Annotated in this window: 30 protein-coding genes and 1 other RNA gene; 14 read left to right on the plus strand and 17 right to left on the minus strand. The window is 67.3% G+C overall.

Translation table 11 applies throughout. The annotated features are described in order from the left end of the window. Positions 1–43: 43 nt before the first annotated feature. From P6144_RS01865 to P6144_RS01910, 10 genes are all read left to right on the plus strand, one after another. Positions 44–2365, plus strand: a complete 2322-nt coding sequence (locus P6144_RS01865) for a chemotaxis protein CheW (RefSeq protein ID WP_277766022.1) — start codon at positions 44–46, stop codon at positions 2363–2365. Further along, positions 2365–2790 carry a chemotaxis protein CheW gene (locus P6144_RS01870; RefSeq protein WP_277766023.1) on the plus strand — a complete coding sequence of 142 codons (426 nt, stop codon included), beginning with the start codon at positions 2365–2367 and terminating at the stop codon, positions 2788–2790. Before P6144_RS01865 ends, P6144_RS01870 begins: the two co-directional genes overlap by 1 nt. Before the next feature lie 82 nt (positions 2791–2872). Next, complete coding sequence (locus P6144_RS01875; protein WP_086129096.1) at positions 2873–3238, plus strand: response regulator; 366 nt, start codon at positions 2873–2875, stop codon at positions 3236–3238. A gap of 23 nt (positions 3239–3261) precedes the next feature. Further along, positions 3262–4329 carry a chemotaxis-specific protein-glutamate methyltransferase CheB gene (gene cheB / locus P6144_RS01880; protein ID WP_277766024.1) on the plus strand — a complete coding sequence of 356 codons (1068 nt, stop codon included), beginning with the start codon at positions 3262–3264 and terminating at the stop codon, positions 4327–4329. Beyond that, on the plus strand, positions 4326–5174 hold the full coding sequence (locus tag P6144_RS01885; protein WP_277766025.1) for a protein-glutamate O-methyltransferase CheR: 849 nt from the start codon (positions 4326–4328) through the stop codon (positions 5172–5174). The genes cheB and P6144_RS01885 overlap by 4 nt, the downstream gene beginning before the upstream one ends. 34 nt (positions 5175–5208) lie before the next feature. After that, the gene (locus tag P6144_RS01890) at positions 5209–5910 is read left to right on the plus strand and encodes an N-acetylmuramoyl-L-alanine amidase (protein WP_277766026.1); all 702 of its coding nucleotides are present in this window, start codon (positions 5209–5211) and stop codon (positions 5908–5910) included. A gap of 87 nt (positions 5911–5997) precedes the next feature. Further along, positions 5998–6288 carry a hypothetical protein gene (locus tag P6144_RS01895; RefSeq protein WP_277766027.1) on the plus strand — a complete coding sequence of 97 codons (291 nt, stop codon included), beginning with the start codon at positions 5998–6000 and terminating at the stop codon, positions 6286–6288. Positions 6289–6328: 40 nt separating this feature from the next. Then, positions 6329–6693: RNase P RNA component class A (gene rnpB / locus P6144_RS01900), an RNA gene on the plus strand. Positions 6694–6759: 66 nt separating this feature from the next. Further along, positions 6760–7296, plus strand: a complete 537-nt coding sequence (locus tag P6144_RS01905) for a J domain-containing protein (protein ID WP_277766028.1) — start codon at positions 6760–6762, stop codon at positions 7294–7296. Continuing rightward, complete coding sequence (locus tag P6144_RS01910; protein WP_277766029.1) at positions 7293–7601, plus strand: (2Fe-2S) ferredoxin domain-containing protein; 309 nt, start codon at positions 7293–7295, stop codon at positions 7599–7601. Before P6144_RS01905 ends, P6144_RS01910 begins: the two co-directional genes overlap by 4 nt. A gap of 3 nt (positions 7602–7604) precedes the next feature. On the opposite strand, the gene P6144_RS01915 is transcribed toward P6144_RS01910, so the two are convergent. From P6144_RS01915 to pspA, 12 genes are all read right to left on the minus strand, one after another. Continuing rightward, entirely contained in the window at positions 7605–9665 is a 2061-nt protein-coding gene (locus P6144_RS01915) for a beta-propeller domain-containing protein (protein WP_277766030.1), read from the minus strand. A gap of 59 nt (positions 9666–9724) precedes the next feature. Beyond that, the gene (locus P6144_RS01920) at positions 9725–10132 is read right to left on the minus strand and encodes a SufE family protein (RefSeq protein ID WP_277766031.1); all 408 of its coding nucleotides are present in this window, start codon (positions 10130–10132) and stop codon (positions 9725–9727) included. Positions 10133–10285: 153 nt separating this feature from the next. Further along, positions 10286–10516, minus strand: coding sequence for a hypothetical protein (locus P6144_RS01925; protein WP_277766750.1), 231 nt, complete (start codon positions 10514–10516; stop codon positions 10286–10288). Between the two features lie 41 nt (positions 10517–10557). Continuing rightward, positions 10558–10830, minus strand: a complete 273-nt coding sequence (locus P6144_RS01930; protein WP_277766032.1) for a hypothetical protein — start codon at positions 10828–10830, stop codon at positions 10558–10560. A 30-nt stretch (positions 10831–10860) separates the two neighbouring features. Next, a complete protein-coding gene (locus tag P6144_RS01935) occupies positions 10861–10986 on the minus strand; it encodes a hypothetical protein (protein ID WP_277766033.1) in 126 nt (41 codons plus the stop codon). Between the two features lie 49 nt (positions 10987–11035). After that, entirely contained in the window at positions 11036–11305 is a 270-nt protein-coding gene (locus P6144_RS01940) for a hypothetical protein (protein WP_277766034.1), read from the minus strand. A 12-nt stretch (positions 11306–11317) separates the two neighbouring features. Further along, positions 11318–11632 carry a hypothetical protein gene (locus tag P6144_RS01945; RefSeq protein WP_277766035.1) on the minus strand — a complete coding sequence of 105 codons (315 nt, stop codon included), beginning with the start codon at positions 11630–11632 and terminating at the stop codon, positions 11318–11320. 11 nt (positions 11633–11643) lie between these two features. Then, a complete protein-coding gene (locus P6144_RS01950; protein WP_277766751.1) occupies positions 11644–11904 on the minus strand; it encodes a hypothetical protein in 261 nt (86 codons plus the stop codon). 75 nt (positions 11905–11979) lie between these two features. Next, positions 11980–12225, minus strand: a complete 246-nt coding sequence (locus P6144_RS01955; protein ID WP_277766036.1) for a hypothetical protein — start codon at positions 12223–12225, stop codon at positions 11980–11982. A 28-nt stretch (positions 12226–12253) separates the two neighbouring features. Beyond that, the gene (gene pspC, locus P6144_RS01960) at positions 12254–12631 is read right to left on the minus strand and encodes an envelope stress response membrane protein PspC (RefSeq protein ID WP_277766752.1); all 378 of its coding nucleotides are present in this window, start codon (positions 12629–12631) and stop codon (positions 12254–12256) included. After that, the gene (gene pspB / locus P6144_RS01965; RefSeq protein ID WP_277766037.1) at positions 12631–12903 is read right to left on the minus strand and encodes an envelope stress response membrane protein PspB; all 273 of its coding nucleotides are present in this window, start codon (positions 12901–12903) and stop codon (positions 12631–12633) included. Before pspB ends, pspC begins: the two co-directional genes overlap by 1 nt. Before the next feature lie 3 nt (positions 12904–12906). Then, a complete protein-coding gene (gene pspA, locus P6144_RS01970) occupies positions 12907–13575 on the minus strand; it encodes a phage shock protein PspA (RefSeq protein WP_277766038.1) in 669 nt (222 codons plus the stop codon). A gap of 403 nt (positions 13576–13978) precedes the next feature. Between pspA and pspF the strand changes: the two genes are divergently transcribed. The 3 genes from pspF to P6144_RS01985 all read left to right on the plus strand — a co-directional run bounded on the left by pspF (position 13979) and on the right by P6144_RS01985 (position 16544). Continuing rightward, a complete protein-coding gene (pspF, locus tag P6144_RS01975; protein WP_277766039.1) occupies positions 13979–15022 on the plus strand; it encodes a phage shock protein operon transcriptional activator in 1044 nt (347 codons plus the stop codon). A gap of 314 nt (positions 15023–15336) precedes the next feature. Beyond that, positions 15337–15960 (plus strand): superoxide dismutase, encoded by a 624-nt coding sequence (locus P6144_RS01980; RefSeq protein WP_277766040.1) that lies wholly within the window; start codon positions 15337–15339, stop codon positions 15958–15960. A 236-nt stretch (positions 15961–16196) separates the two neighbouring features. Further along, the gene (locus P6144_RS01985) at positions 16197–16544 is read left to right on the plus strand and encodes a hypothetical protein (protein WP_277766041.1); all 348 of its coding nucleotides are present in this window, start codon (positions 16197–16199) and stop codon (positions 16542–16544) included. A gap of 97 nt (positions 16545–16641) precedes the next feature. Here the strand turns inward: P6144_RS01985 and P6144_RS01990 are convergent, their stop codons facing one another. From P6144_RS01990 to mtaB, 4 genes are read right to left on the minus strand one after another with little or no spacing between them, the layout of a single operon-like run. Next, positions 16642–18387, minus strand: a complete 1746-nt coding sequence (locus P6144_RS01990; RefSeq protein ID WP_277766042.1) for a chloride channel protein — start codon at positions 18385–18387, stop codon at positions 16642–16644. A 7-nt stretch (positions 18388–18394) separates the two neighbouring features. Continuing rightward, positions 18395–19009 (minus strand): inner membrane-spanning protein YciB, encoded by a 615-nt coding sequence (locus P6144_RS01995; protein WP_277766043.1) that lies wholly within the window; start codon positions 19007–19009, stop codon positions 18395–18397. Continuing rightward, on the minus strand, positions 19002–19931 hold the full coding sequence (gene ftsY / locus P6144_RS02000; protein WP_277766044.1) for a signal recognition particle-docking protein FtsY: 930 nt from the start codon (positions 19929–19931) through the stop codon (positions 19002–19004). Before ftsY ends, P6144_RS01995 begins: the two co-directional genes overlap by 8 nt. Continuing rightward, on the minus strand, positions 19928–21241 hold the full coding sequence (gene mtaB, locus P6144_RS02005; protein ID WP_277766045.1) for a tRNA (N(6)-L-threonylcarbamoyladenosine(37)-C(2))-methylthiotransferase MtaB: 1314 nt from the start codon (positions 21239–21241) through the stop codon (positions 19928–19930). The genes ftsY and mtaB overlap by 4 nt, the downstream gene beginning before the upstream one ends. Here mtaB and P6144_RS02010 point away from each other — a divergent pair, their 5' ends adjacent. After that, positions 21242–21817 (plus strand): DUF924 family protein, encoded by a 576-nt coding sequence (locus P6144_RS02010; protein ID WP_277766046.1) that lies wholly within the window; start codon positions 21242–21244, stop codon positions 21815–21817. A 127-nt stretch (positions 21818–21944) separates the two neighbouring features. Here P6144_RS02010 and P6144_RS02015 read toward each other — a convergent pair whose 3' ends face one another. Continuing rightward, the gene (locus tag P6144_RS02015) at positions 21945–23576 is read right to left on the minus strand and encodes an EAL domain-containing protein (RefSeq protein ID WP_277766047.1); all 1632 of its coding nucleotides are present in this window, start codon (positions 23574–23576) and stop codon (positions 21945–21947) included. Positions 23577–23685 lie beyond the last annotated feature (109 nt).

The following is a 23685-nucleotide window of genomic DNA, read 5'->3' on the forward strand; positions in this document are numbered from 1 at the left end:
GCGCGCGCAGAACGGCCCGGCAAATTTGCTTATCCGGGGCCCCATGGACGACCTGCTGCAGGAATTCATCGCCGAAACGCGAGAGACGCTCGAAGCGCTTTCGGGCGAAATCGTCGCGTGGGAAGCGCATCCCGAGGATCGCGCCCGGCTCGATGCGATCTTCCGCTTCGTCCATACCGTGAAGGGCAGCTGCGGCTTTCTAGACCTGCCGCGCCTCGGCCGGCTGAGCCATGCCGCCGAGGACGTGCTTGCCCAGGTGCGCGAAGGCAATCGCGCGCCCGATCGCGCGCTGGTCAACGCGGTGCTCGCCGTGGTCGACCGGATCGGCGAGCTGGTGGAAGCGATCGAATCGGGCACCGGGCTCGACGATAGCGGTGACGAGCTGCTGATCGCGGCGCTGGCCGAAGGCGCCGAAGAGATTTCCGCGGCCACCGGGCCGGTCGGCACCCGCGCCCCGGCGCGCAGCGTGCGGCTGAACGTCGACCTGCTCGACCGGATGATGTCGGGCATGTCGGACATGGTGCTCGCCCGCAACGAGCTGGCCCGGCGCCTGCGCCAGGGCGAGGTCGATCCCACGATCGAGGCCGCGCTTGAACGTCTGTCGCTCACCGTCGGCGAGATGCGCGACACGGTGACGCGCACGCGCATGCAGAAGATCGACGCGCTGTTCTCGGCGCTGCCGCGCATGGTGCGCGACACGGCGGCGGGGCTGGGCAAGTCGGTGATGCTCCAGGTCGAGGGCTCGGACGTCGAGCTCGACCGCGAGATGATCGAAGTGATGCGCGACCCGCTGGTCCACATCATCCGCAACTCGATCGACCATGGCATCGAGGCGCCGGGCGATCGCCGCGCGCAGGGCAAGCGCGAGAATGGCCGGCTGTCGGTCTCGGCGCGCCAGTCGGGCAACCAGATCATCATCGAGATCGCGGACGACGGCCGCGGCATCGATACCGAGCGGCTGATCGCCAAGCTCGTCGCCCATGGCCGCGACGAGGCGCAGCTGCGCAAGCTTTCCGCTCGCGCCAGGCTCGACCTGGTGTTCGAGCCGGGTCTATCGTCCAAGGATGCGGTGAGCGAGATTTCCGGCCGCGGCGTCGGCATGGACATCGTCCGCTCCTCGATCGAGCAGATCGGCGGGCGCATCGAGCTGGACAGCGCGCCGGGCAAGGGCCTGCGCATCGCCATCCATGTGCCGCTGACGCTCTCGATCATCTCGACGATCGTGGTCGGCGTGGGCGGCCAGCGCTTCGCGATCCCGCGCCAGTCGATCGAGGAGATCGTCACCGAGCGCGGCGAGGCGATCCGCGTCGACGAGATCGGCGGCTCGCCCGTCGCAACCGTCCGCGAGCGCCGCATGCCGCTGATCCATCTGGCGAAGATGCTCGGCCTCTCGGCCAACGCCTCGCACGAGGACGGCGGGCAGATGCTCGCCATCGTCAGCGTGAGCGAAGGCAGCTATGCGCTCGCCGTCGACACGGTGCTCGACAATGAGGAGCTGGTGATCAAGCCGGCGTCGCCCGCCGTCATGTCGACCGGCCTCTATGCCGGCCAGACGCTGCCCGATTCAGGGCTGCCGATGCTGCTGCTCGATTGCGCCGGCATGGCCAAGGTCGCCGGGCTGGACTTCGCGCGCGGCGAGCAGATCTTCGAGGAAGAAGAGGAAATCGAGGAAGCGCACGGCCTGCCGGCGCTGCTGTTCCGCGATCTCGACGGCGTGCGCCGCGCGGTGCCGCTGGCGGCGGTCGATCGGGTCGAGCAGGTCGATGCCGGCGCGGTGCGCTTCGCCGCGGGGCGCTTCCGCGTGACCATCGACGACCGCATCCTGCCGCTCGCCGCGCATGGCGACCTGGACGGGCTGGAGCGGATCAACGTGCTGCGCCTGAAGGACGGCACCAACGAAGTTTCCTATGCGATCGACGAGGCGGCCGACATCGTCGTGCTGCCCGAAGAGATTGCGCCGGCGCGGGAGCCGGGGCCGATTGCCGGCGTGGTGCTGGTCGATGGCGAGCAGATCGAGCTGGTCGACATGCTCTGGGTGTTCGACGAGCATGCCGAGCGCGAAGTCGAGGACAGCCCGCCGCTCTGCCTGATCGCCGGCGACAATGACGGCTGGATGGCTTCGTTCGTGAAGCCGTTGCTCGAAGCCTCGGGCTATCGCGTCGCGCTCAAGCTGGCGGCCGGCGAGACCCCGGCAGTGGTGCTTTCCTCCGACGAGACTCCCACTGGCGGCGAGGCCGCACCGGTCGTTCGCCTGCGCAGAAAGCGCGCGGCAGGCGGTTCGGGCGACGACAGCGTCTATAGATATGACAGGGCGGGGCTGCTCTCCGCACTCGAGGCCCGCGTTTCGGGCAAGGCAGGCCGCTGATGTCGCATCTCTATCTCATCGCCCAGATCGCCGGCCGCGCCGTCGCGATCGATTCCGAGCAGGTGGAATCGGTGGTCGATATCGGCGAGGTCACCGCGGTGCCCTGCGCCTCGACGCATGTCCGCGGGCTCGCCGCGCTGCGCAGCCGCGTGGTGACGGTGGTCGATACACAGTCTGCGCTCGGCATGGAGGGCGGCAGCGCCGCCCGCCGCGCCGTGATCACCCATGTCGAGGGGCATCACTATGCGATGCTCGTAGATGCGCTGGACGATGTGGCGCCGTTCGAGCTGCTGCCGCTGGCCAGCGGTGTGGCGCTCGATCCCGCCTGGCGCGAAGCCGGGCGCGGAATCGTGGAGCGGGACGGGGAGCCGATCCTGGCGATCGACCTCGCCAGCCTGGTCCCCGGCACCGCGATGGCGAATTGATCGGGGCGATTAACGTGGCGCTTACGCCTTTCGTGCACTGTCCACTCCTACCTAGACACCTGAAAGCGGGGAACAGGGGAAAATGAAGACTTGTCTGGTTGTCGATGACTCCAAGGTGATCCGGAAGGTCGCCCGGCACATCCTGGAGACGCTCGACTTCGAAGTGCGCGAGGCTGGTGACGGCCGCGAGGCGCTCGACTCCTGCCTGCAGACCCCGCCGGACGTGATCCTGCTGGACTGGAACATGCCCGTGATGAGCGGCATGGACTTCCTGCGCGCGCTCAAGGATTCGGGCCTCCCGCAGCGCCCGAAGGTGGTGTTCTGCACCACCGAGAACGGCATGGCCTATATCCGCGCCGCCATCGAAGCCGGCGCCGACGAATATGTCATGAAGCCGTTCGACCGCGAGACGCTGGAAAGCAAGCTGCAGATCGTCGGCGTCGCCTAAGCGGCGCAAATCAGGAGCCACATGTGGCGCACGCATCTCTTGCGGAACCCGGGTTCGGCGGCACCACCGCCGGGCCGGCGCAGGTGCTCATCGTCGACGATTCGGTCGTCGCGCGGTCGGTGCTCGGGCGCATGGTGGAAGGCACGCGGCGGTTCCGCGTCGCCGCCGCCTATAGCGACGTTCGCGCGGCGCTCGACTATCTCAAGAACCATTCGGTAGATATCATCCTGCTCGACATCGAAATGCCCGGCATCGACGGGCTGACGGCGCTGCCCGACATGATCGCCGCGGGGCGCGGCGCCAAGGTGCTGATCGTCTCGTCCTCGGCGGAGCAGGGCGCGGCAGTGAGCGTCCAGGCGCTCGCGCTGGGCGCGGCGGACACGCTGGTCAAGCCCGGTATCGGCGCGTTCGGCGGCCGCTTCGCCGAAGTGCTCGAGGAGCGGCTGAGCAAGCTTATCGAGACGCACGGCCATAACGAGGTCCAGCATCCGCACGGCCCGGTCGCAACCCCCGACGATTTCGAGCTGGTCGCGATCGGCGCCTCGACCGGCGGCATCCATGCGCTGAGCCAGCTGCTGCGCGCGATCCCGGCGAGCTTCCAGGTGCCGATCCTCGTCACCCAGCATCTGCCGCCCAGCTTCATGAGCTATTTCGCCACCCAGCTCGCCGTGCTCGGCGGGCGGCCCTGCGAAGTCGCGACCGATCGCATGCGCATCCGGCCCGGCCGGATCATCGTGGCGCCGGGTGATGCCCATATGCGCGTCGTCCGCATGTCCGACGGCGCGGCGATCCGGCTGACGCACGAAAAGGCCTCGAGCGGCTGCATGCCCTCGGTCGATCCGATGTTCGAGAGCGTCGCCGAGGTGTTCGGCAACCGCGCACTCGGCGTGGTGCTGAGCGGCATGGGCCGCGACGGCTGCGAAGGCGCCAAGGATCTGGTCGATTGCGGCGCCCGCGTGCTGGTGCAGGACCGCGGCACCTCGGTGGTGTGGGGCATGCCCGGCGCCGTCGCCAATGCCGGCCGTGCCAGCGCGGTGATGCCGCCCGACGAGATCGGCAGGCTGATCGCCCGCCGCGGAGGCGCCGCATGATCCCGCCCGGGAGCGCGCCGATGGCTTCTTCGGGTGCGATGAACATGCTCGCCGCGCTGCTCGAACAGCGCGCGGGCCAGCAGATCGCAGCGAACCGTACCTGGCGGATCGAGACGGCGCTCAAGCCGATCCTGCGCGAGCGGGGTCTGGCCAGCCTGGATGAGCTTGTTGCCAAGCTCATCACGGCGCGGACGGGGGAGTTGGCGGACTTGGTGGTCGATGCGCTTCTCAACCAGGAAACGAGCTTCTTCCGCGATGCCGCGGTGCTCGACATGATCGCAGATGCCGCCCAGGCGATGCAGGAACAGGCCGGTCATCGGCGGCTGCGCATCTGGTCGGCCGGCTGCTCGACCGGGCAGGAGCCGCTGAGCCTGGCCATGCTGTTCTCCGAGCGCGGCATGCCCGATCCCGAGATCGTGGCGACCGACGTCTCGCCCGCCGCGCTCGCCCGCGCGCGCAGCGGCCGCTTCTCGCAGTTCGAGATCCAGCGCGGCCTGCCGGTGCGCCGGATGATGACCTGGTTCGACACGGTGGGCGCCGATTGGGTCGCCAAGCCCGAACTCGTCCGCAAGCTGCAGTTCCGCCAGCACAACCTCACGCAGGATGCGGCGCCGGCCGGGGCCTTCGACATCATCCTGTGCCGCAACGTGATGCTGTATTTCTCGCCGGTGGTGCGCCGCCAGGTGTTCGATACGCTGGCATCGGCGATGCGACCGGGCGGACTGCTGGCGCTGGGCGCGGGCGAGACGGTGATCGGGCTGACCGATCATTTCACGCCCTGCGAGACCTATCGCGGCTTCTATCGCGGCGTGAATGCGCCGGGGGCGATGCGCGCAGCGGGTTGATCCGGGCGGCGGACCGGGGCTAGCCTCGATTGCGATGCATCACGGCCTGCACTTCATCGACGCGCCTTCGCCCAATTTCGACGATCGGGCGCTGCCCGTCACGATGATCGTGCTCCATTACACCGGCATGGAAAGCGCCGAGGCGGCGCTCGAGCGGCTGCGCGATCCCGAGGCCAAGGTCTCCGCCCATTATCTGGTCGACGAGGACGGCACGATCCACCGGCTGGTGCGCGAGGACAAGCGCGCCTGGCATGCCGGTCGCTCGCACTGGCGCGAGATCACCGACGTCAATTCGGCCTCGATCGGTATCGAGATCGTCAATCCCGGCCATGAGCATGGCTATCGCCCGTTTCCCGCCGAGCAGATGGGCACGCTGATCCCGCTCGTGGCCGAGATCAAGGAGCGCTACGGCATCACCCGCGGCAATGTCGTCGGCCATTCGGACGTGGCGCCGGCGCGCAAGCAGGATCCTGGCGAGTTGTTCAACTGGCATGCGCTCGCCCGGCTGCGCCTGGCGCTGCCGCGGCCGACCAAGAACCTGATGGATCCGGGCTGGCCCGATGCAGGCTTCATCATGGCGCTCGAGCGCTTCGGCTATGACGTTACCGACGAGACCGCCGCAGTCACCGCCTTCCAGCGCCGCTTCCGCCCCGAGCTGATCGACGGCGAGATCGACATGGAATGCCGCTGCCTGTTGCTCGCGCTGCTGCTGCCCAAGCCGCAGGGGGACGAGTGAGCGGGATTTAGTTACGGCTCCGTGCACTATTCCCGTGCAGGCTTATGCAAGTATAGGATGGAATATAGGAAGCGGAGGCAGTCCGCTTTGACCAATATCTCGATCTCCCTGGGGCCGGTGCAGGCCTATCTGTCCGGCGTGGCGCGCGCCGATGCGAAGGGCGAAATGCCCTCGTCGGTCAATATCCCCACGGTGCAGGAGGCGACCGAGGCCGTCGACCGGGTCGCCAAGGTGCGCGGCGCGGACGGTGTGGCGGGGATGGGATCGGACTATCGGCGGATCGCGCTGGCATCGGGCCTCAACGTCACCTGGAAGGTGGAGGTGATGGCCTGGGGCACCGCGATGCGCACCGTCGATGGCGAGGACGGCTCCTCCTGAGCCCTTGCGCCGGCGCGTGGGCGCGCTAGAGCGGTCCCCGCCAGAGGGTCGGGCGGCCGCGGGTGCGCAAGCACGCGAGGAAAGTCCGGGCTCCACGGAAACACGGTGCCGGGTAATGCCCGGCGGGGGCGACCCCAGGGAAAGTGCCACAGAGAGCAGACCGCTAAGTCCTTCGGGACCAGCAAGGGTGAAAGGGTGCGGCAAGAGCGCACCGCGCGACCGGTAACGGAAGCGGCATGGTAAACCCCACCGGGAGCAAGACCGAATAGGGGCGGCATATGGGCCTGGTTCCGGCCCGTCGCCCGGGTTGGTTGCTGGAGCGGCGGAGCAATCCGTCGCGTAGAGGAATGGTCGCACATCGCCGAAAGGCGAGGACAGAACCCGGCTTATAGACCCTCTGGCATTTTTTTCCGGGACAGAAGCGGGCATCCCCGCGCTTGCACCTGCGGGCCGAGTGGCTATCTGGACGGCATGGCTAGATCGACACGCTCGACCGACTGGGGCTTCCCGCGCTGGCGCGCCTATGGCGCCGAGCGCGAGGCGGTGCAGGTGCGGATGTGTGATCGCCATGGCTGCGACCAGCCGGGCGACCGGCCCGCGCCGAAATCGCCGAACAGCCGCGAGCGCTGGTATTTCTGCGAGACCCATGCAGCCGAGTACAACCGCAACTGGGACTATTTCGCCGGCCTCACCGCCGAGGAGGCAGCCCAGCGCGAGGCGGACGAGCGGCGCGACGCATCGGGTTTCGCCGAGGCGAAGTACAATGGTTGGGCAGGGCCGGGCGACGGCAGCCGCTCGCGCGACGAGATGAAGGCGCTCGAAGTGCTCGAGCTTGAAGTCGATGCCGATTTCGAAACGGTGCGCATGAGCTATCGCCGGCTCGCCAAGGTAAACCATCCGGACGTGAACCAGAACGACGCCGAGGCGGCCAAGCGCTTCCAGGCGATCCAGGCCGCCTATGACGTGCTCAAGGCCGCCGAGGAGCGGCGCACCTGGAAGGGCGATTGAAGCTCCGCGTCCGCTCCAACTGGGACCATACGATCCTGGTCTGCGCCAAATGCTCGAAGAAGCTGGACGGCGGTTTCGGGCCGAAGGGCCGCACCCCGCTCGCCAAGGCGCTGCGCAAGCATCTGGGCCTCAAGAAGGGTCGCAAGGCCGAGGCGGGGATCGTCGAGGTGAAGTGCATGGGCATCTGCCCGCGCGGCGCGGTGACGGTGATCGACGCCGGCGGGCCGAGGGAATGGCTGATCGTGCCCAAGGGCGCCGATCTCGACGGTGTCGCGGACGAACTCGGGCTCGGCCGCGACCGCTAGCCGCTATTTGCCGTCCACCGGGCGCGACAGGTTGAGCCGGCGGATCTCGCGAATCCGGTCGCCGGTCACCGTGCCTTCGATCAGCTCGGTGCCCGACAGCGCGAAGATCCGCCCGTCGGTGAAGATCGGGCGGGTGTTGCCGTACCAGTCGATGCACGAGACTTCGCATTTGTAGCTCTCGTCGACCGCCGCATCGCCCTTGGTCGATTCCAGCTCGCCGATGCGGCGGGCCTGGCGCCGGGTGTCGACGGCGAGGAAGCTCACGTCCGAGGCTTCGCTGCGCCACCACCAATTGTCGTCGTCGCCGCGCGCAACGGTGGGCAGGCCGAACAGCCCATCGCCCTTGGGCCCGATCATCGCGTTGAACGCATGGCTGCGGCCCTCGCTCTCGAACCGGTCGGCAAGCAGCACCGGCACGGTGAGATGCGGCGTGCGCGACAGGTCGAGCACGCTGACGCTCAGGCCCTTCTGGTCGCGATAGCCGTCGAGCATCATGTCGTCGCCCATCCGCTCGAGCCGGTTGAGATTGTGCGGCACGCTGAGCGTGGTCGGGCTGCCGCCGCGCAGCGGCAGCGCGACCACGGTGGCGCTGCCCGGCACTTCGTCCTTCTCGGGCGGCCGGACGTGCCAGCTCTGGCGGCCGGCATAGACGACGTACTTATCGGTGAAGCGGTTCTCGATATAGTTGCTGCCCACCGAAGGCGCGTAGCGATAGGCGCGGCGCGGGGCCCGGCCGGGCGTGTTGCCGAAGGCGGAGAGCGGCACGTCGAGCAGCTTGAGCGGCTTGACCAGGCTGCGCCGGTCGCGATCGGCATCCCTCTCGTCGCAGGCGATCGGGACGAAGCGGAGCAGCGCACGCAGCCGGCCGCCGCTCACATCGAAGGAGAACTGGTCGCTCGGCAGGCCCGCCGCGGCCATCGCGGTGGGCGGGGCGCCGTTCACCGGCAGGCGGAAGGCCATCGCCGGATGCCCCTCCGACGGGCCCTTGCGGCCCCAGGTGCCGCACTTGCCGCCCTTCGCCCAGCCATAGGTGTCATATTCGTTCCAGCCGGGCGTCACCCACAGATAGACGTCGCTCGGCGTCACATAGAATTCGCGCTGGGGCGGGCCCATCACCGCGGTGGCGCGGCAGGCGAGGTCGCCACCCCTGGCGACGGGGCCGAGCGGGCAGACCGAGACGGTATGCACGGTCGGCTGGAGCGTGGGCTGCACCGGCTTGTAGATGCTGCGCGCATCGAACAGGTGGCGGCCGGGCATCTTGCTGTCGTCACGCTCCTTCTCGGGCACCCAGCGGCGGATCAGCGGCCAGTCGAACTTCTTGTCCGGATCGACGTCGGACAGGTCGAGCGGCGAATAGACGACCAGGCTGTCGCCCACGAGCCGGGTCGCATAGTTGCTGGTGTCGTAATAGTCGTCGGACGAGAGCAGGAAGGTGCCGCGGCGCTCCAGCTTGCCGCTCGGGCCAAGGCGGAAGACCGAAAGCTCGGTCGCGTCCTCGCGATAGGAATAGCCGGTGATGAGGACCTGGTTCCCCGCGACCAGCATCTCGTCATACCACATGTCGTCGCTGGCATCGCGATAGACATTGGCGCGGTCGACCAGCTTGAGGCCGTTGCCGCCGGTATCGATCGAGAAGATGCGCCCGTCCTGCAGCACCAGCAGGAAGCGGCCGATCTGCTTGACGATGTCGCCTTCGTCGACCCCGGCTTCCTGGACATTGGTGATCGTCGCCGGCTTGGACGTGATGCGTGAGCCGGTGACGACGACCGAATCGTTGGCGGTATCCGGCGGGCAGAGCTTCGGATCGGTGCAGGGCACGTCCTGCGGCACGTTCTGGGCGACGCGGAACGGCTGGAACAGCCCGGCCCACAGATCGCGCAGCTTGGCCTCGCGCTGCACGCGGCGCAGATAGGTGCGCAGCTCGGCCTCGCTGGCGAAGCGTTCGAGCCGCGGTGCAACCAGGCCGGGGGGAAGGGGGGCGGTGGGCGATGCCTGCTGCGCCTGAGCAGCCGGCGCTAGCGCGGCGAGCGCCAGCATGAAGGACAAGCCGCGAACCATGGTCATGGAACCCTTCCCCCTTTTGCGGGGAGGATAGGCGATCCGCTCAGCCTGCCAAGCGGATTTCAGTCCGCGTAGCGCTGCGCCGTCTCGCGCACCAGCGCGATCATGTTCGGGATGCCCTGCGTCCGGTTCGAGCTGAGCTGGTTCTTCAGGTCGAACGGGGCGAGGGCGCCTTCGATGTCTGCGTCCAGGATCTCGGCCGGGGCCTTGTCCTGCACCGTCAGCAGCACCAGCGCGATGATTCCCTTGGTGATCGCCGCGTTGGAATCGGCCAGGAAATGCAGCCGACCGTCGTCGAGACGGGTGGGATAGACCCACACCGCGGCCGAGCAGCCGCGGACCAGGGTAGCGTCGGTCTTGAGCGCTTCGGGCATGTCTTCCAGCCCGCGGCCCAGATCGATCAACAGGCGATAGCGGTCATCGGCTTCGAGGAACGCATATTCGTCCTGCAGGTCGGCGAGGCTGGTCATGGGTGGCGCTATAGCGGTCCTGCGCCGCTCGCCTAGCCCCGCTCTGTCTTCCGTCATCCCCGCGCAGGCGGGGATCCAGCGCCAAGAGCGACGTCGCTTGTTACCCTGGATCCCCGCCTGCGCGGGGATGACGGGATGGAAAGCGACGGCTCCTTACAAATCCACCCCGGCCGCGATCGCTTCGAGCTTGCGAATGCGCTCCTTGAGGTCGGCGATCTCGATCCGCGAGCCTGCGGTCGGGGCGCCCACCGGAGCGGCATCCGGCGCGTGCAGCGCGTTCAGCTCCTGGCGCTTGAGGGCGAGCCAGCCGCGCCAGCCCGAAAGCCCGGCGGTGGTGATCATGCCGAGCCCGGCGAGGCCGGAAACGGCGAGCGTGAGATACATGGTCGGATCCTGGGTCACGTCGTGCCTCCCTTGGTCTGACGTCAGTTCTTGTCGCGCAGCGATTCGATCTCGCGATCGAGGCGGACGCTGCCTTCGGTGTCGGTAACCACGCGCTCGAGGACCTGGACGCGCTCCTTGAGAGCGCGGATCTCGTCCTTGAGGCGGGCATTCTCGGCGGCGGAGACGCTATCCGCGGCGCCGCCGCGATAGACCTCGTTGCCGTCCTTGTCCTTGTGGATGCCGTAGCGCGCCTTGAGCACGCTGCCGATCGTGACGATCACGATAATCGCGAAAACCATCTCGAACGGGTTCATTCCACACCTCCTTCAAACACGCTGGGCGGATCAGTTCTGCTGGGCGGCCCGGGCGAGCCGCTCGGCGCGGCGGACGGGGCGATCACGCATTTCCGCGAGGTACATAGCTCCCCCGCACAGTGCCGTCAGCACTGCGACCATCACAATCGCAATCATGTTGGACTTCCTCTTTACTGGCGGCGATCTTGGGCGCCGCGATGGGTCTTCAGTTCAGCGGGTTCTCGTCCCGCAGTCGTTCGATCTCGTCGGAGAGGTCGAGGCCCTTGTCGGTCACGATCCGCTCCAGCACCCGGACCCGCTGCTCCAGCCGCTCGGTCTGGGCGGCATATTGGGCAGCCTTTTCGGCGACCATCTGCGCTTCCAGCTCCATCTTGCGCTGCTGCAGCGCGAGCCAGGGCTTGAGGAACACGCCGCCGAAGATGGCGAGCAGTCCGCAGCAGATGCCCAGGATGGGGATGAGCAGGGGGCTGATCATGATCGTGTCTCCTCAGTTGCGCGGGCTGCGCAGGGCTTCGATCTCGCGATCGAGGCTGTGCGAGCTGTCGGTCACGATCCGCTCGACATTGGCGAGCCGGTCCTTGATCGACCCCAGTTCCGCACGGAGCTGGGCATTCTCCTGGCTCAGGAGCTTGATCCGCTCCATCGCCGCGTCGTCGTTCTTCGGATAGACTGCCTGGCCCCAGGCGCCATCCAGCGGATAGCCGTGCTTGATGCGGAGCCAGGTGGTGAACACCCAGCCTGCCACCGCGAGCGCACCGATGATCAGGGCGACGGGGGCAAAGGCTGCGAAGGGAAAGCTCATCGTCTCGCTCCTCAGCGCAGGCTGTCGATTTCGCGGGCCACTCGCTCGGCGGGATCGGTGGCGATCCGCTCGAGCACTGCGATCCGCTCCTCGAGCCGCGAGATCTGGCCGGTCAGCCGCTCATTCTCGGTGGAGAGCAGGGCGATCTTGCGCTCGGCCTCCAGGTCGCTGCCGCCCCGCTGTCCGCGGTAGCTGCGGCCGCTGCAATTCTCGTCCTCGACCGGATAGCCGTGCTTTGCGCGGACCCAGGTCTGGAAGGCCCGGCTCGCCATCACCGCGGCGACGATCAGAACCGGAACCAGCCAACCAAACTCCCTCATGTCTTCCTCCTGTTGACTGCCCGGCGTTCAGCGCAGGCTGTCGATCTCTGCCTCAAGCCGGCGCGGCTGATCGGTGACGATCTCCTCCAGCACGGCGAGGCGGTTGTGCATATCGAGCGTTTCGCGACGCTGGAGGCCCTGCTCCCGGGCTTCCGGGGCGGTGCGGGCGGCATCTGCCAGTGCCCGCTTCACCTTCCGCTGCGCGAGGGACTGGATGGCCAGCGTTCCCATGCTGCCTGCAACCATTCCCAGTATGATCGGCGTCGGATCCATGTCTCTTCCCCTTTTGACCGCCTGCGCCTCAGCGCAGGCTGTCGATCTCGTCGGCGAGGCGCGTGTTGCGGCTCGTATAATACATCTCGATATCGGCCATGCGGCGGTCGATGTCGCGGAACTTGGAGCGGACCTCGGCGGTGGTGCGGCTCGGGTTGGAGCGGACGCCCTGCCAGAACTTCGCTTCTTCCGGGCCCTGGTAGAGGCCGTAGGGCTTGTTCGGCGCCATCCAGGCGATCAGCACATAGGCGACCAGGTTGATCGGGAAGATCCCGAAGGACAGCAGCACGAAGCCGAGGCGGAGCCAGATGGCGTCGATGCCGGTATAGTCCGCAAGCCCCGAGCAGACGCCCAGCCACTTGCCGTTGGCCTTGTCGAGATAGAATTTGGTACGGCTCGACATGATCAGTTCCTCCGCGAGATATCGTAGGGGCTCTCCTCGGGGCGGTCGCCACGCAGGGGCCGGAAGTCGGGGTTGTCGGCGGCGATGATCCGCTCGATCGTGAGCAGGCGCTCTTCGAGCTGGCGGGCTGTGTAGTGCAGCTCGTCGAGCAGCTTCTCATCCTCGCCCGTGATCGTCGCCGACTGCTTCCACTTCGTGATGTAGTGCATGATCACCCAGGGGAGCCCGATGAAGAGCATCCCGACGATCATGATCGGCAGAAAGACTTCCTCCATGGCTTAGGCTCCCTTTGCCAGGCGGGCCTTCAGCGCCTCGAGTTCGGCATCGACCTTCTCCGACGAGCGGAGTTCGGCGATTTCCTCGTCGAGCGTCTTGGGCGCGCCGCCCAGGCCAGCCGCATCGGCGCGGCCCTCGGCCAGGTCGACCCGGCGCTCGAGCACGTCGAAGCGCGAGAAGGCGTCCTGCATGCGGCTGCCATTGGTCATCTCGCGCAGGCGCACCCGGTTGTTGGCGCTTTCCATGCGGGTGACGATCGAGTTCTGGCGGGCACGCGCCTCGCGCAGCTTGGTCTGGAGCTTGTTGATGTCCTCTTCCGAAGCCTTCAGGGCCTCGTCGAGCACCGAAATCTCCTCCGAAAGCTGCTCGCACATGTCGGCGGCCTTCTGCTTCTCGACCAGCGCGGCCTTGGCCAGGTCCTCGCGGCCCTTCGAGAGCGCCAGCTCGGCCTTCTCGGTCCAGCTCTCCTGGAGCTTCTCGAGCTTGGCGATGTGGCGGCGCATCTCCTTCTGGTCCGCAATCGTGCGGGCAGCAGAAGCGCGGACCTCGACCAGAGTCTCTTCCATCTCGAGGATGATCATGCGGACCATCTTCGCCGGGTCCTCCGCCTTGTCGAGCAGATCGGTGACGTTGGCGGCGATGATGTCCCGGGTTCGCGAGAAGATACCCATTTCGTCGTTACTCCTTCGTTTTGTTTCCTGCCGGGAGGGGCCTAGGGGGTGACCCCTCCCGTCAGGTGTGCCGCTCGCGAGGGGAAGCGAGCGGGGGACCCTGTTGTCAGGCGAGGACCGCCGGACCAACCGCGCCGGCCATGAAGACCAGGCCTGCCGCGACCGAAAAGGCCACTGCGAAGAAGGCGTTGCGGTAGTAGGCGGCGTTGTTGGCGTTGGCGTTCATTGTGTTCGTCCTGAACCTTGGCGTTTCGATTGGCCCGTCAGTGGGCTTGCCCAATGCATTGCAGGGGGCGTGCCAATTTGTGAAAACCGCAGAAATCTGCCGTTTTTGCCGTTCACAAGGCGTTCAGCTGGCGGATTTTACTTGCCAACTGTTGGGAAAATACACCAAGGATTTGGCATGGAGCGCATAACCCAGGTCATCGGCGAATCCTCGGCCTTTCTCGACGCGCTGGAACGCGCCAGCCGCGCCGCCGCGCTCGATCGCCCGGTGCTGGTGATCGGCGAGCGCGGCACCGGCAAGGAGCTGGTCGCCGAGCGCCTCCATCGCCTGTCCCCGCGCTGGGACCAGCCGCTCGTCACGATGAACTGCGCGGCGCTGCCCGAGACGCTGATCGAGGCCGAGCTGTTCGGCCACGAGGCCGGCGCCTTCACCGGCGCGACCAAGGCGCGGGTGGGGCGCTTCGAGGAAGCGCATCGCGGCACTTTGTTCCTCGACGAGCTCGGCACGCTGTCGATGGGTGCGCAGGAACGACTGCTGCGCGCGGTGGAATATGGCGAGGTCACCCGGATCGGCTCGTCGCGGCCGGTTACCGTGGATGTGCGCATCGTCGCGGCGACCAACGAGCATCTGCCCGAGCGGGTCGAGAAGGGGACGTTCCGCGCCGACCTGCTCGACCGGCTGAGCTTCGAGGTCGTCACCCTGCCGCCGCTGCGCCACCGCGGCGGCGACGTCGAGGTGCTCGCCGAATTCTATGGCCGTCGCATGGCTAGCGAGATCGGCTGGGTCGACTGGCCGGGCTGGGGGCCGCACGCGCTTGATATCCTCACCAATTACGACTGGCCCGGCAATGTCCGCGAGTTGCGCAACGTTGTCGAGCGCGCGGTCTATCGCTGGGAGCAGGACGGGCCGATCGATGCGATCGAGATCGATCCCTTCCAGTCGCCCTGGCGGATGCGCCCGATGCAGGGCAGCGCCTCGAGTCAGTCCATGCCGGCCGCCGTCGCCAGCGCGGCGCCGATGGCGCTCGAGGAGCAGCCGGCGACGCTTTCCGGGACGACCGATTTCAAGGGCCGGGTGGCGCGCTTCGAGAAGGAGCTGCTCCAGCGTTCGCTTGCCGATCACCGCTTCAACCAGCGCGCCACGGCGGAAGCGCTGGGGCTTACCTATGACCAGCTTCGCCATGCCTTGAAGCGGCATGAGTTGCTGCAGGCGGGGGGCTAGGGCTCGGCGCCTGCCGCGTTCGTCATTCCCGCGAAGGCGGGAATCCATTCAATACTGATGGTGCCAATGGATCCCCGCCTTCGCGGGGATGACGGAAGAAAAGTCGCAACAGCAGCCTCGAAAGCCGTGTAAATCCAAGCTATTGCCTATCATTCGCAATAGTAATTCTGCCAATTGCCCGCGATCGGAATTTTCATTTGCCGGGTGCAACGATTTTTCCGCGACAGCGGGGATTTTTGCGCGCTAGGGGAGGGACCGCATCGCCCGGCGGTTCGTTGCCCGGGTGAACCCCCTGGTGAACCCTGGAGAGACCAATGGCCTTCGAACTTCCCCCGCTTCCCTTCGACAAGGACGCGCTGGCGCCGCACATGTCGGCCGAGACGCTCGAGTTTCACCACGGCAAGCATCACAAGGCCTATGTCGACAAGACCAATGGCTTCATCGCCGAAAAGGGCCTGGAGGGCCGCAAGCTCAGCGAAGTGATCGCGCATGCGAAGAGCACCGCCGACAAGGGCCTGTTCAACAACTCGGCACAGATCTGGAACCACAGCTTCTTCTGGCAAGGCCTGACCGGCGAGAAGACCGCGCCGAGCGGCAAGCTCGCCGAGATGATCACCGCGCAATACGGCTCGACCGACGAGCTGGTGAAGAAGCTGATCGCGGAATCGACCAACCATTTCTCGAACGGCTGGGGCTGGCTGGTGCTCGACGGCGACCAGCTCAAGGTCACCTCGCTGCACGACGCCGACACCCCGGTGGTCTATGAGGGCATGAAGCCGCTGCTCACGATCGACGTGTGGGAGCACGCCTACTACATCGACTATCGCAACCTGCGTCCGAAGTATCTCGAGACGATCACTGCGAACATCATCAACTGGGACTTCGTCTCCCAGAACCTCGACGGCAACGGCATCAGCCGCGCCGACCAGGACAGCTGATCCTTCGCGATCGGATCTGCAAAGGAGCGTCCGGGCAACCGGGCGCCCCTTTCATTGTCCGGGTAGAGCTTCTGCTGTTCCCCGGCGAAAGCCGGGGCCCAGGGTTTCTCTGCCGTGTCGCTCGTGGCCCTGGGCCCCGGCTTTCGCCGGGGAACGGCTCCGGTTCGGGCCGCATTAAGCCGAGGTTCAACCGGCCGAGGCAACCTTCGGCGCACACTTCTTCGGGGAAAAACGTGATGCGCCGTTATCTGCTCCTTGCACCCCTGCTGCTCGCTGCCGTGCCGGCTTCCGCGCAGATATGGGGCGGGCCGACCATGCGGGGGCCTTCGGGCAGTTCGATGGGGCGCGACCAGAGCGCCGCCGAGACCGCCAGGATCCGCAGCGACATTCGCGATGGTCGTTCGAGTGGCCAGCTGACCCGGCGCGAGGCGAAGCAGCTCAAGCGCGAGGCATTTCAGATCGATACGCTGGAGGAGCGCTATGCCGCCGGCGGGCTCAGCCCCTCCGAGGAGGCCGAGCTGTTCGCCCGGCGCGAGGCGCTGCGCAGCGACGTGATCGCCAAGCGCAGCGGCGCCCGGAAATAATACTCTTTCGTCATCCCCGCGAAGGCGGGGATCCATTGGCGCTGACGGTACTGAGTGGATCCCCGCCTTCGCGGGGATGACGGATGGAGGGCAGCGATCAAGCCTCGCCGTACAGCTCCCGCTGCGAACGCTCCAGCTCCTCGGCATAGCGGCGCCTGGCATGCCGCTCGGTGATCAGCCCGAGTACGGCGCCGTCGGGCGCAACCACCGCCAGGTCGTCGGCGGCGACCCGGTCGAACGTCTCCAGCACTTCGCCGATCCCCATCTCGGGCGCGAGCCGGGCATGGCCGAGCCGGCCGAGCGAGCCGATCTCCGCCACCGGCGCCACGTCGGGCGCCCAGGCCGCCGCGGTCTCGACGATGCCGGCATAGCGGCCCTTCACGTCGAGCAGCACCACGCGGGTGGTCGAGCCGAGCGGGAAGCGATCGCGGAATGCCGAGACGCTGGCATCGGCGGCGAGCCGGGACACGTCGCGGCGCATCATCTGCTTGGCGGTCAACGCGCGCATCCAGCCGACGTCGCGGCCGCTGCGCAGCGTCTCGCCGCGCAGGTGCAGGCGCCAGGTCGAGAAGTTATAGCCGAAGATCGCGCGCGACACGGTCGAGGAGATCAGCGTTGCGGCCACCGCGACGCCGGTGATGCTGAAGTCATGCGTCACTTCGAGCACGAGCAGCGACATCGTCATTGGCCCGCCGACCACCGCCACCGCCAATGCGGCCATGCCCACGACAGTGGCATCGTCGGGCGCCAGCACATGCAGGTGCGGCACCTGCGCCAGCACCACCTGGTAGAGCCGCCCGACCAGCGAGCCGAGGAACAGCGAGGCGAAGAACAGGCCGCCGCGAAAACCGAAGCCGAGCGACAGCGAGGAGGCGAGCAGCTTGAGCAGGATCGTCAGCGCCAGCCCGGCGATCGTCACTTCGGCGGCGAGGTTGAGGTTGAGCGCGCCGTGCCCGCCCGACAGCGCCTGCGGCGTGATCAGGCCGAAGGGGATGAGCAGCAGCCCGCCGACCAGCGGTGCCCAGTGCATCGGCAGTTTCGAGCGGTGCACCGCGCGCTCGACCAGCGACACCGTCCGCATCAGCACGATGCCGGTCAGCGCGCAGATCAGGCCGAGGATGCCGTAGAGCACATAGTCCGCGGTGCCGATCGGATGCATGCCGCCGGCAGCGATCACATAGGGCGTCATCCCCATGCCGCGCGCGACCACGGCGGCGCCGAGTGCGGCGAGCATCACCGGGGCGACGGTTACGGGGGTATAGGCGCCGAGCACCACTTCGAAGGCGTAGAAGGCGCCGGTAAGCGGCGCGCCGAACGCGGCACTCACCGCGGCGCCGGCACCCGCCGCCATCAGCGTGCGCAGGTCGCTGCGGCGAAGCTTGACCTTCTGGCCGAGCAGCGAGGCGAGTCCGCCGCCCGCCTGGGCATAGGCCGCCTCGAGCCCTACCGAGGCACCAAAGGCGTTGGAAAGCAGCGTGGTGCCCACCACGGTCGCGGTGTCGCGCGCCGGGATGCGGCCGCCATGCAGCGCATTGGCCTCGACGATATCGACCGGGGTGCGCCGGCGCAGCAGCCACAGCACCAGCCCGAGCAGCGCGCCGCCCACGGGCAGCGCGATCAGCCGCCAGGGCTCGATGGTTTCGACGGCGCTCAGATGCTCGCCCTGGGGCAGGCCGAACAGCAGCCGCTGGGTGCCGCGCGCGAGCTGGCCCAACGCGATGGCGCTCAGGCCCGCACCGGCGCCGACGAGCAGCGACAGCCCGAGGAACCACAGCGAATTGGAGCGGATCTGGCGCCGCAGCCAGTTGGCGGCGCGCACCGCGCGATAGAGGTTGCTCGACACCGCCAAACTACTCCTGCGGCGGGATCGGCGCCTCCTCGGGCGTCTCCAGCTGCAGGCCGTGCTTGAGCAGCATCGGGATGTTGAGCATCGCGAAGACGAGCGTGACCGGGATCATGATCCACGTCTTGAACAGCACCCACTGGTCCCAGCTGACGACGTGGCGCACGGCCTCGTTGGCGACCGCCGCGACCGCGAAGAAGATCGTCCAGTTGATCGTCAGCAGCCGCCAGCCCTTGGCCGAAAGCCCCGGATAGGCCTGTTCGAGCAGCGTCTGGAGCAGCGGCTTGTCGGCGATCAGGCCATAGCCGAGCACAGTCGCGAACATCGCATAGATGATCGTCGGCTTGATCTGGATGAAGGTCTGGTCGTGGAAATAGAGCGTCAGCCCGCCGAACAGCAGCACGAAGGCGGCGGTGATCCACAGCATCGGCGAGACATGGCGGGTCTTCCACCAGCTCAGCGCGATCGCGCCGGTCATCGCGATCATGAAGGCGATCGTCGCGGCGAAGACGCGCGCCAGCACCGGGCCGTGCGCGAGCGAGTTGACCGCGAAGAACACCGCGAGCGGCCCGTAATCGATCAGCATGCGCACGCCGGGCGAGGCGGCCTTCTTCTCAGCCATTGGTAAGCTCCTCCACGCCCGCGATGATGCGTGCCACTTCCTGCGCGTTGAACGGGCGCAGATCGTCGACCTTCTCGCCCACGCCGATCGCGTGGATCGGCAGGCCGTATTTCTCCGCTGCCGCCACCAGCACGCCGCCGCGCGCGGTGCCGTCGAGCTTGGTCATCACCAGCCCGGTGACGCCGGCGACTTCCTTGAACACCTCGATCTGGTTGAGCGCGTTCTGGCCGGTGGTGGCGTCGAGCACGAGCACCACGTCGTGCGGTGCTGCCGGATTGAGCCGGCCGAGCACGCGGCGGATCTTGGCGAGCTCGTCCATCAGCTCAGTCTTGTTCTGCAGCCGCCCGGCGGTGTCGACGATCAGCACGTCGGTGCCGATCTCGGTCGCCTTCTTCACTGCCTCGAACACGATGCCCGCAGCATCGCCGCCTTCGGGACCGGTGACGATCGGCACGCCGATCCGCTCGGCCCAGGTCCTGAGCTGGCCGATCGCGGCGGCGCGGAAGGTGTCGCCCGCCGCGAGCATCACCGCATAATCCTGTTCCATCAGCAGATTGGCCAGCTTGGCGATCGTCGTGGTCTTGCCCGAACCGTTGACGCCGATGACCAGGATCACCTGCGGGCGCGGGAACGCCTCGATCTCCAGCTTCTTGGCGACGGGCTCGAGTGCCTTGGCGACTTCGTCGGCGACGACCAGGCGGATGCCCAGCTCCTCCATGTTGCGCTCATACTGGCCCTCGGCCAGCCGCTGGCGCACGCGCGCCGCGGTGGCGGGGCCCAGGTCGGAGGCGATCAGCGCCTCCTCGATCTCGTCGAGCGTCGCATCGTCGAGCCGCGCCAGGCCCAGCCCGGCGAGGTTGCCGATCAGCCGGTCGGACGTCTTGCGGAAGCCGCCGAGCAGCTTCTCGTGCCAGCTGCTCACATGCTTTCTCCTTCGTCATCCCCGCGAAGGCGGGGATCCATTATACCCTGCAGCGAGAATGGATTCCCGCCTTCGCGGGAATGACGGGGGAGGGTGGCGGTGAGCGTGTTGCTCTCCACGCCGGTAATCTGAACTTGCACGATTGAACCAATCTCCTGGGCGGAAAACCGTACCTCGGCGAAATTGCCGGCATGCCCGCGATCACCCGGGCGCTCTACCAGCACTTGCTGCGTGCTGCCTACCAGGCTTTGCAGCCAATTGTCCCGCACCCGGCCGGCCTCGGCGCGCAACCGGGCGGCGCGGTCCTTCACGATCGCGGGCGGCACCTGCGGCATCCGCGCTGCCGGCGTGCCCGAACGGGGCGAGTAGGGGAAGATGTGGGCATGGACGATGCCGCAATCCGCGATCAGGGCGAGCGTGTTGGCGAACATCGCCTCGTCCTCGGTCGGGAAGCCGGCGATCAGGTCGGCGCCGATCGCGATCTCCGGCCGCGCCGCGCGCAGCCGCTCGACCAGCGCGACCGACTGGGCGCGGCTGTGGCGGCGCTTCATGCGCTTCAGGATCATGTCGTCCCCCGCCTGAAGCGAGAGATGGACGTGCGGCATCAGGCGCGGCTCCCCGGTGAGCAGCGCAAACAGGCGGTCGTCGACTTCGATCCCGTCGAGCGAGGAAAGCCGCAGGCGCCGGAGCCTTGGCACATGTGCCAGGATGCGCTCGACCAGCTGCCCCAGGCTCGGCGCGCCGGGCAGATCGGGCCCATAGCTGGTCAGGTCGACGCCGGTCAGCACCACCTCGGCATGGCTCTCGGCGAGCTGCGCCACGCGGTCGATCACCGCGCCGGCGGGGACCGAGCGGCTGTTTCCCCGACCATAGGGGATCGCGCAGAAGGTGCAGCGATGATCGCAGCCATTCTGCACTTCGACGAAGGCGCGGGCATGCGTCGAGAAACTCGCCGCAAGGTGCGGCGCGGTTTCGCGGACGCCCATGATGTCCTGCACCACCACCGGCTCGGGCGAGGCCCAGGCGCTCGCCTGCAATTTCTCGGCATTGCCGATCACCCGGTCGACCTCGGGCATCGCCGCGAAGGCGGTGGGATCGATCTGCGCCGCGCAGCCGGTCACCACCAGCTCGGCACCCGGCCGTTCGCGCCTGGCGCGGCGGATTGCCTGGCGCGTCTGCTTGACCGCTTCGTTGGTCACCGCGCAGCTGTTGATCACGACCATGTCCCGATCCGACAACAGCGCACGGATCGTTTCGCTCTCGGCAAGGTTGAGCCGGCAGCCCAGACTGATGACGTGAGGGGATGACATTTGACCGGTGATCTAGGCGCAGCGACCCTGGATGTCCACGCGAAGGCCCGCGAGGTGCTCGGCTTCTGGTTCGCGCTTACGTCCGAGCAGCATTTCAAGCGCTCGGACACGCTCGACGCGGAGATCCGCACGCGTTTCGGCGCCTTGCGCGACCACGTGCTGCGATCGGAGGCCGAAGGCTGGCGCGACGATCCCGAGACGCTGCTCGCCGCGATCCTGCTGCTCGACCAGTTCAGCCGCAACCTCCACCGCGACAGCGGGCAGGCCTATGCCGCCGATCCGTTGGCGCTTGGCCTCGCGCTGGAAGCGATCGAGCGCGGCTGGGAAGTGGCGATGACGCTGGAGGAGCGCCAGTTCCTCTATCTGCCGCTCGAGCACGCCGAGGATCGGGCGATGCAGAAGCTGAGCGTCGAGAAGTTCGGCACGCTGGGGGACGACTATATTCTAGATTTCGCGGTGAAGCATGCCGAGGTGATCGAACGCTTCGGCCGCTTCCCCAGCCGCAACGCCGCGCTGGGGCGGGAGTCGACGCCCGAGGAGCTGGAATTCCTGAAGCAGGAAGGGGCGGGGTGGTAGGCTCAACTCCCCCCAAATACCAACCGTCACCCTGAACTTGTTTCAGGGTCCAACTCGCTACCAAGGATATCCCGTGCGGTGCCTTGGATGCTGAAACAAGTTCAGCATGACGAATTAAGCGCAGTTGTTACCCCGCCAGCCGCCGATCGCCCTCGGCCGCTTCGGGCCCGCTCTGCGTGCCCGAGCCGGTCAGGATCAGCCGCCGCTCGGCGAGCAGGCGCCGCACGCCGCTCACCGAGAGCGGCTTGCCATAGAGCCAGCCCTGCGCCTTGGCGCAGCCGGCGGTGCGCAGCCGCTCCTCGATCGCAGCGTCTTCCACGCCCTCGGCGGTGATCGGCAGGTTCAGGCTCTCGCCCAGGCTGATGATCGCATTGACGATCGCGGCCGAGTCGGCGCTTGAATTGAGCGACATGACGAAGCTCTTGTCGATCTTGATCCGGTCGAACGGCAGCGCGCGCAGATGCGCCAGCGACGAATAGCCGGTGCCGAAATCGTCGAGCGCCAGCCGCGCGCCCTGGTTCTTCAGGCTGCCGACGATCGACTGGGCGAGCGCCAGGTTATCGAACAGCGAGCTTTCGGTGATCTCCACCTCGAGCCGGCTTGCCGGGAAGCCGGTCTCGGCCAGCACCTTGATGATCTTCTGCGCCAGCCAGGCGTCGCGCAGCTGCCAGGGCGAGATATTGATCGACAGGCTCAGCGACGGGTCCCAGTCACGCGCGGCGATGAACGCCTGGCGCATGATCGACAGCGAGAGATCGGCGATCATGCCGGTCTCCTCCGCGATCGGGATGAACAGTTCCGGGCTGATCAGCCCGCGCTGCGGATGTTCCCAGCGCGCCAGCACCTCGAAGCCGTGCAGCCGGTTGGTGCTCAGATCGACCTGCTGCTCGAAATAGGGGACGATCTCGCCGCGCGGGATCGCGGTGCGCAGGCCGTTCTCCAGCTCGTTGCGGATCTGGAGCTCGCGCTCCATCGAATGATCGAACCAGGCATAGCGGTTGCGGCCCGATTTCTTCGCCGCATACATCGCGATGTCGGCCGAGCGCATCAGCGCGTCGATGCTGGCGCAGTCGAAGTCCGAGCGCGCGATGCCCAGCGAGCAGCTGATATGCAGCCGCAGCCCTTCGGCCTCGAAGGGCTGGGCCATGCGGCTCACCAGCCGCTCGGCGATGCGCTCCACCACCGCAGGCTCGCTCGGGTCGAACAGGAAGCCGCAGGCGAATTCGTCGCCGCCCAGCCGCGCGGTCAGCGCGATCGGCGGCATGACGTGCGCGACTTCGCTCGCCACCGCGCGCAGCAGCGCGTCGCCCACGGCATGGCCGTGCATGTCGTTGATCGTCTTGAAGTGATCGAGGTCGAGCATCAGCATCGCCATCGCCTTGCGGCGGCGCTGGGCCCGCACGAACATCGCGGCGCCTTCCTCGGCCAGGCTGCGGCGGTTGAGGAAGCCGGTCAGCGGATCGCGATTCGCCAGCTGCTGGGCGCGCTCCTCCGCGGCGGCGCGGACCTGCACTTCCAGGCTCAGCGCGCTGTGGCGGCGCCAGCCGAACAGGATCAGCGCGACGTTGAGCAGCAGCGCGATCACCAGCGTGCGGTCTGCCGGCGCACCGCCCTCGAAATAATATTGCAGCGTCTTGGAGAGCACCGCGCTGCCCGTGCCGACAAAGAGCAGGATCGCGGACACGCTGATCGCGCCCGAGAGCAGGCCCGGGCGCGCGGCGCTTTGCGATACGGCTTGTTCTTCGTGGTCCAGCGACATGCCGGCAACGATCCCCAACTATGATCGGGGTCGTTTCTCATGCGCACGGTATAGAACGGGTTAAGCTGCCGACACGTTCGTGCAATATTTCTTTCGCCTTGCATTCCTC

It is taken from the genome of Sphingomonas sp. HITSZ_GF, assembly GCF_029543155.1.
Taxonomy (GTDB): Bacteria; Pseudomonadota; Alphaproteobacteria; order Sphingomonadales; family Sphingomonadaceae; genus Sphingomonas.

Excerpts from the sequence above, each read along its gene's own strand:
- P6144_RS01865 (WP_277766022.1), top strand. The coding sequence starts at position 44 with ATGGACGACCTGCTGCAGGAATTCATCGCCGAAACGCGAGAGACGCTC.
- P6144_RS01870 (WP_277766023.1), top strand. The coding sequence starts at position 2,365 with ATGTCGCATCTCTATCTCATCGCCCAGATCGCCGGCCGCGCCGTCGCG.
- P6144_RS01875 (WP_086129096.1), top strand. The coding sequence starts at position 2,873 with ATGAAGACTTGTCTGGTTGTCGATGACTCCAAGGTGATCCGGAAGGTC.
- P6144_RS01885 (WP_277766025.1), top strand. The coding sequence starts at position 4,326 with ATGATCCCGCCCGGGAGCGCGCCGATGGCTTCTTCGGGTGCGATGAAC.
- P6144_RS01890 (WP_277766026.1), top strand. The coding sequence starts at position 5,209 with ATGCATCACGGCCTGCACTTCATCGACGCGCCTTCGCCCAATTTCGAC.
- P6144_RS01905 (WP_277766028.1), top strand. The coding sequence starts at position 6,760 with ATGGCTAGATCGACACGCTCGACCGACTGGGGCTTCCCGCGCTGGCGC.
- P6144_RS01915 (WP_277766030.1), bottom strand. The coding sequence starts at position 9,665 with ATGACCATGGTTCGCGGCTTGTCCTTCATGCTGGCGCTCGCCGCGCTA.
- P6144_RS01920 (WP_277766031.1), bottom strand. The coding sequence starts at position 10,132 with ATGACCAGCCTCGCCGACCTGCAGGACGAATATGCGTTCCTCGAAGCC.
- P6144_RS01925 (WP_277766750.1), bottom strand. The coding sequence starts at position 10,516 with ATGTATCTCACGCTCGCCGTTTCCGGCCTCGCCGGGCTCGGCATGATC.
- P6144_RS01930 (WP_277766032.1), bottom strand. The coding sequence starts at position 10,830 with ATGAACCCGTTCGAGATGGTTTTCGCGATTATCGTGATCGTCACGATC.
- P6144_RS01935 (WP_277766033.1), bottom strand. The coding sequence starts at position 10,986 with ATGATTGCGATTGTGATGGTCGCAGTGCTGACGGCACTGTGCGGGGGA.
- P6144_RS01940 (WP_277766034.1), bottom strand. The coding sequence starts at position 11,305 with ATGATCAGCCCCCTGCTCATCCCCATCCTGGGCATCTGCTGCGGACTG.
- P6144_RS01945 (WP_277766035.1), bottom strand. The coding sequence starts at position 11,632 with ATGAGCTTTCCCTTCGCAGCCTTTGCCCCCGTCGCCCTGATCATCGGT.
- P6144_RS01950 (WP_277766751.1), bottom strand. The coding sequence starts at position 11,904 with ATGGCGAGCCGGGCCTTCCAGACCTGGGTCCGCGCAAAGCACGGCTAT.
- P6144_RS01955 (WP_277766036.1), bottom strand. The coding sequence starts at position 12,225 with ATGGATCCGACGCCGATCATACTGGGAATGGTTGCAGGCAGCATGGGA.
- pspB (WP_277766037.1), bottom strand. The coding sequence starts at position 12,903 with ATGGAGGAAGTCTTTCTGCCGATCATGATCGTCGGGATGCTCTTCATC.
- pspA (WP_277766038.1), bottom strand. The coding sequence starts at position 13,575 with ATGGGTATCTTCTCGCGAACCCGGGACATCATCGCCGCCAACGTCACC.
- pspF (WP_277766039.1), top strand. The coding sequence starts at position 13,979 with ATGGAGCGCATAACCCAGGTCATCGGCGAATCCTCGGCCTTTCTCGAC.
- P6144_RS01980 (WP_277766040.1), top strand. The coding sequence starts at position 15,337 with ATGGCCTTCGAACTTCCCCCGCTTCCCTTCGACAAGGACGCGCTGGCG.
- P6144_RS01985 (WP_277766041.1), top strand. The coding sequence starts at position 16,197 with ATGCGCCGTTATCTGCTCCTTGCACCCCTGCTGCTCGCTGCCGTGCCG.
- P6144_RS01995 (WP_277766043.1), bottom strand. The coding sequence starts at position 19,009 with ATGGCTGAGAAGAAGGCCGCCTCGCCCGGCGTGCGCATGCTGATCGAT.
- mtaB (WP_277766045.1), bottom strand. The coding sequence starts at position 21,241 with ATGTCATCCCCTCACGTCATCAGTCTGGGCTGCCGGCTCAACCTTGCC.
- P6144_RS02015 (WP_277766047.1), bottom strand. The coding sequence starts at position 23,576 with ATGTCGCTGGACCACGAAGAACAAGCCGTATCGCAAAGCGCCGCGCGC.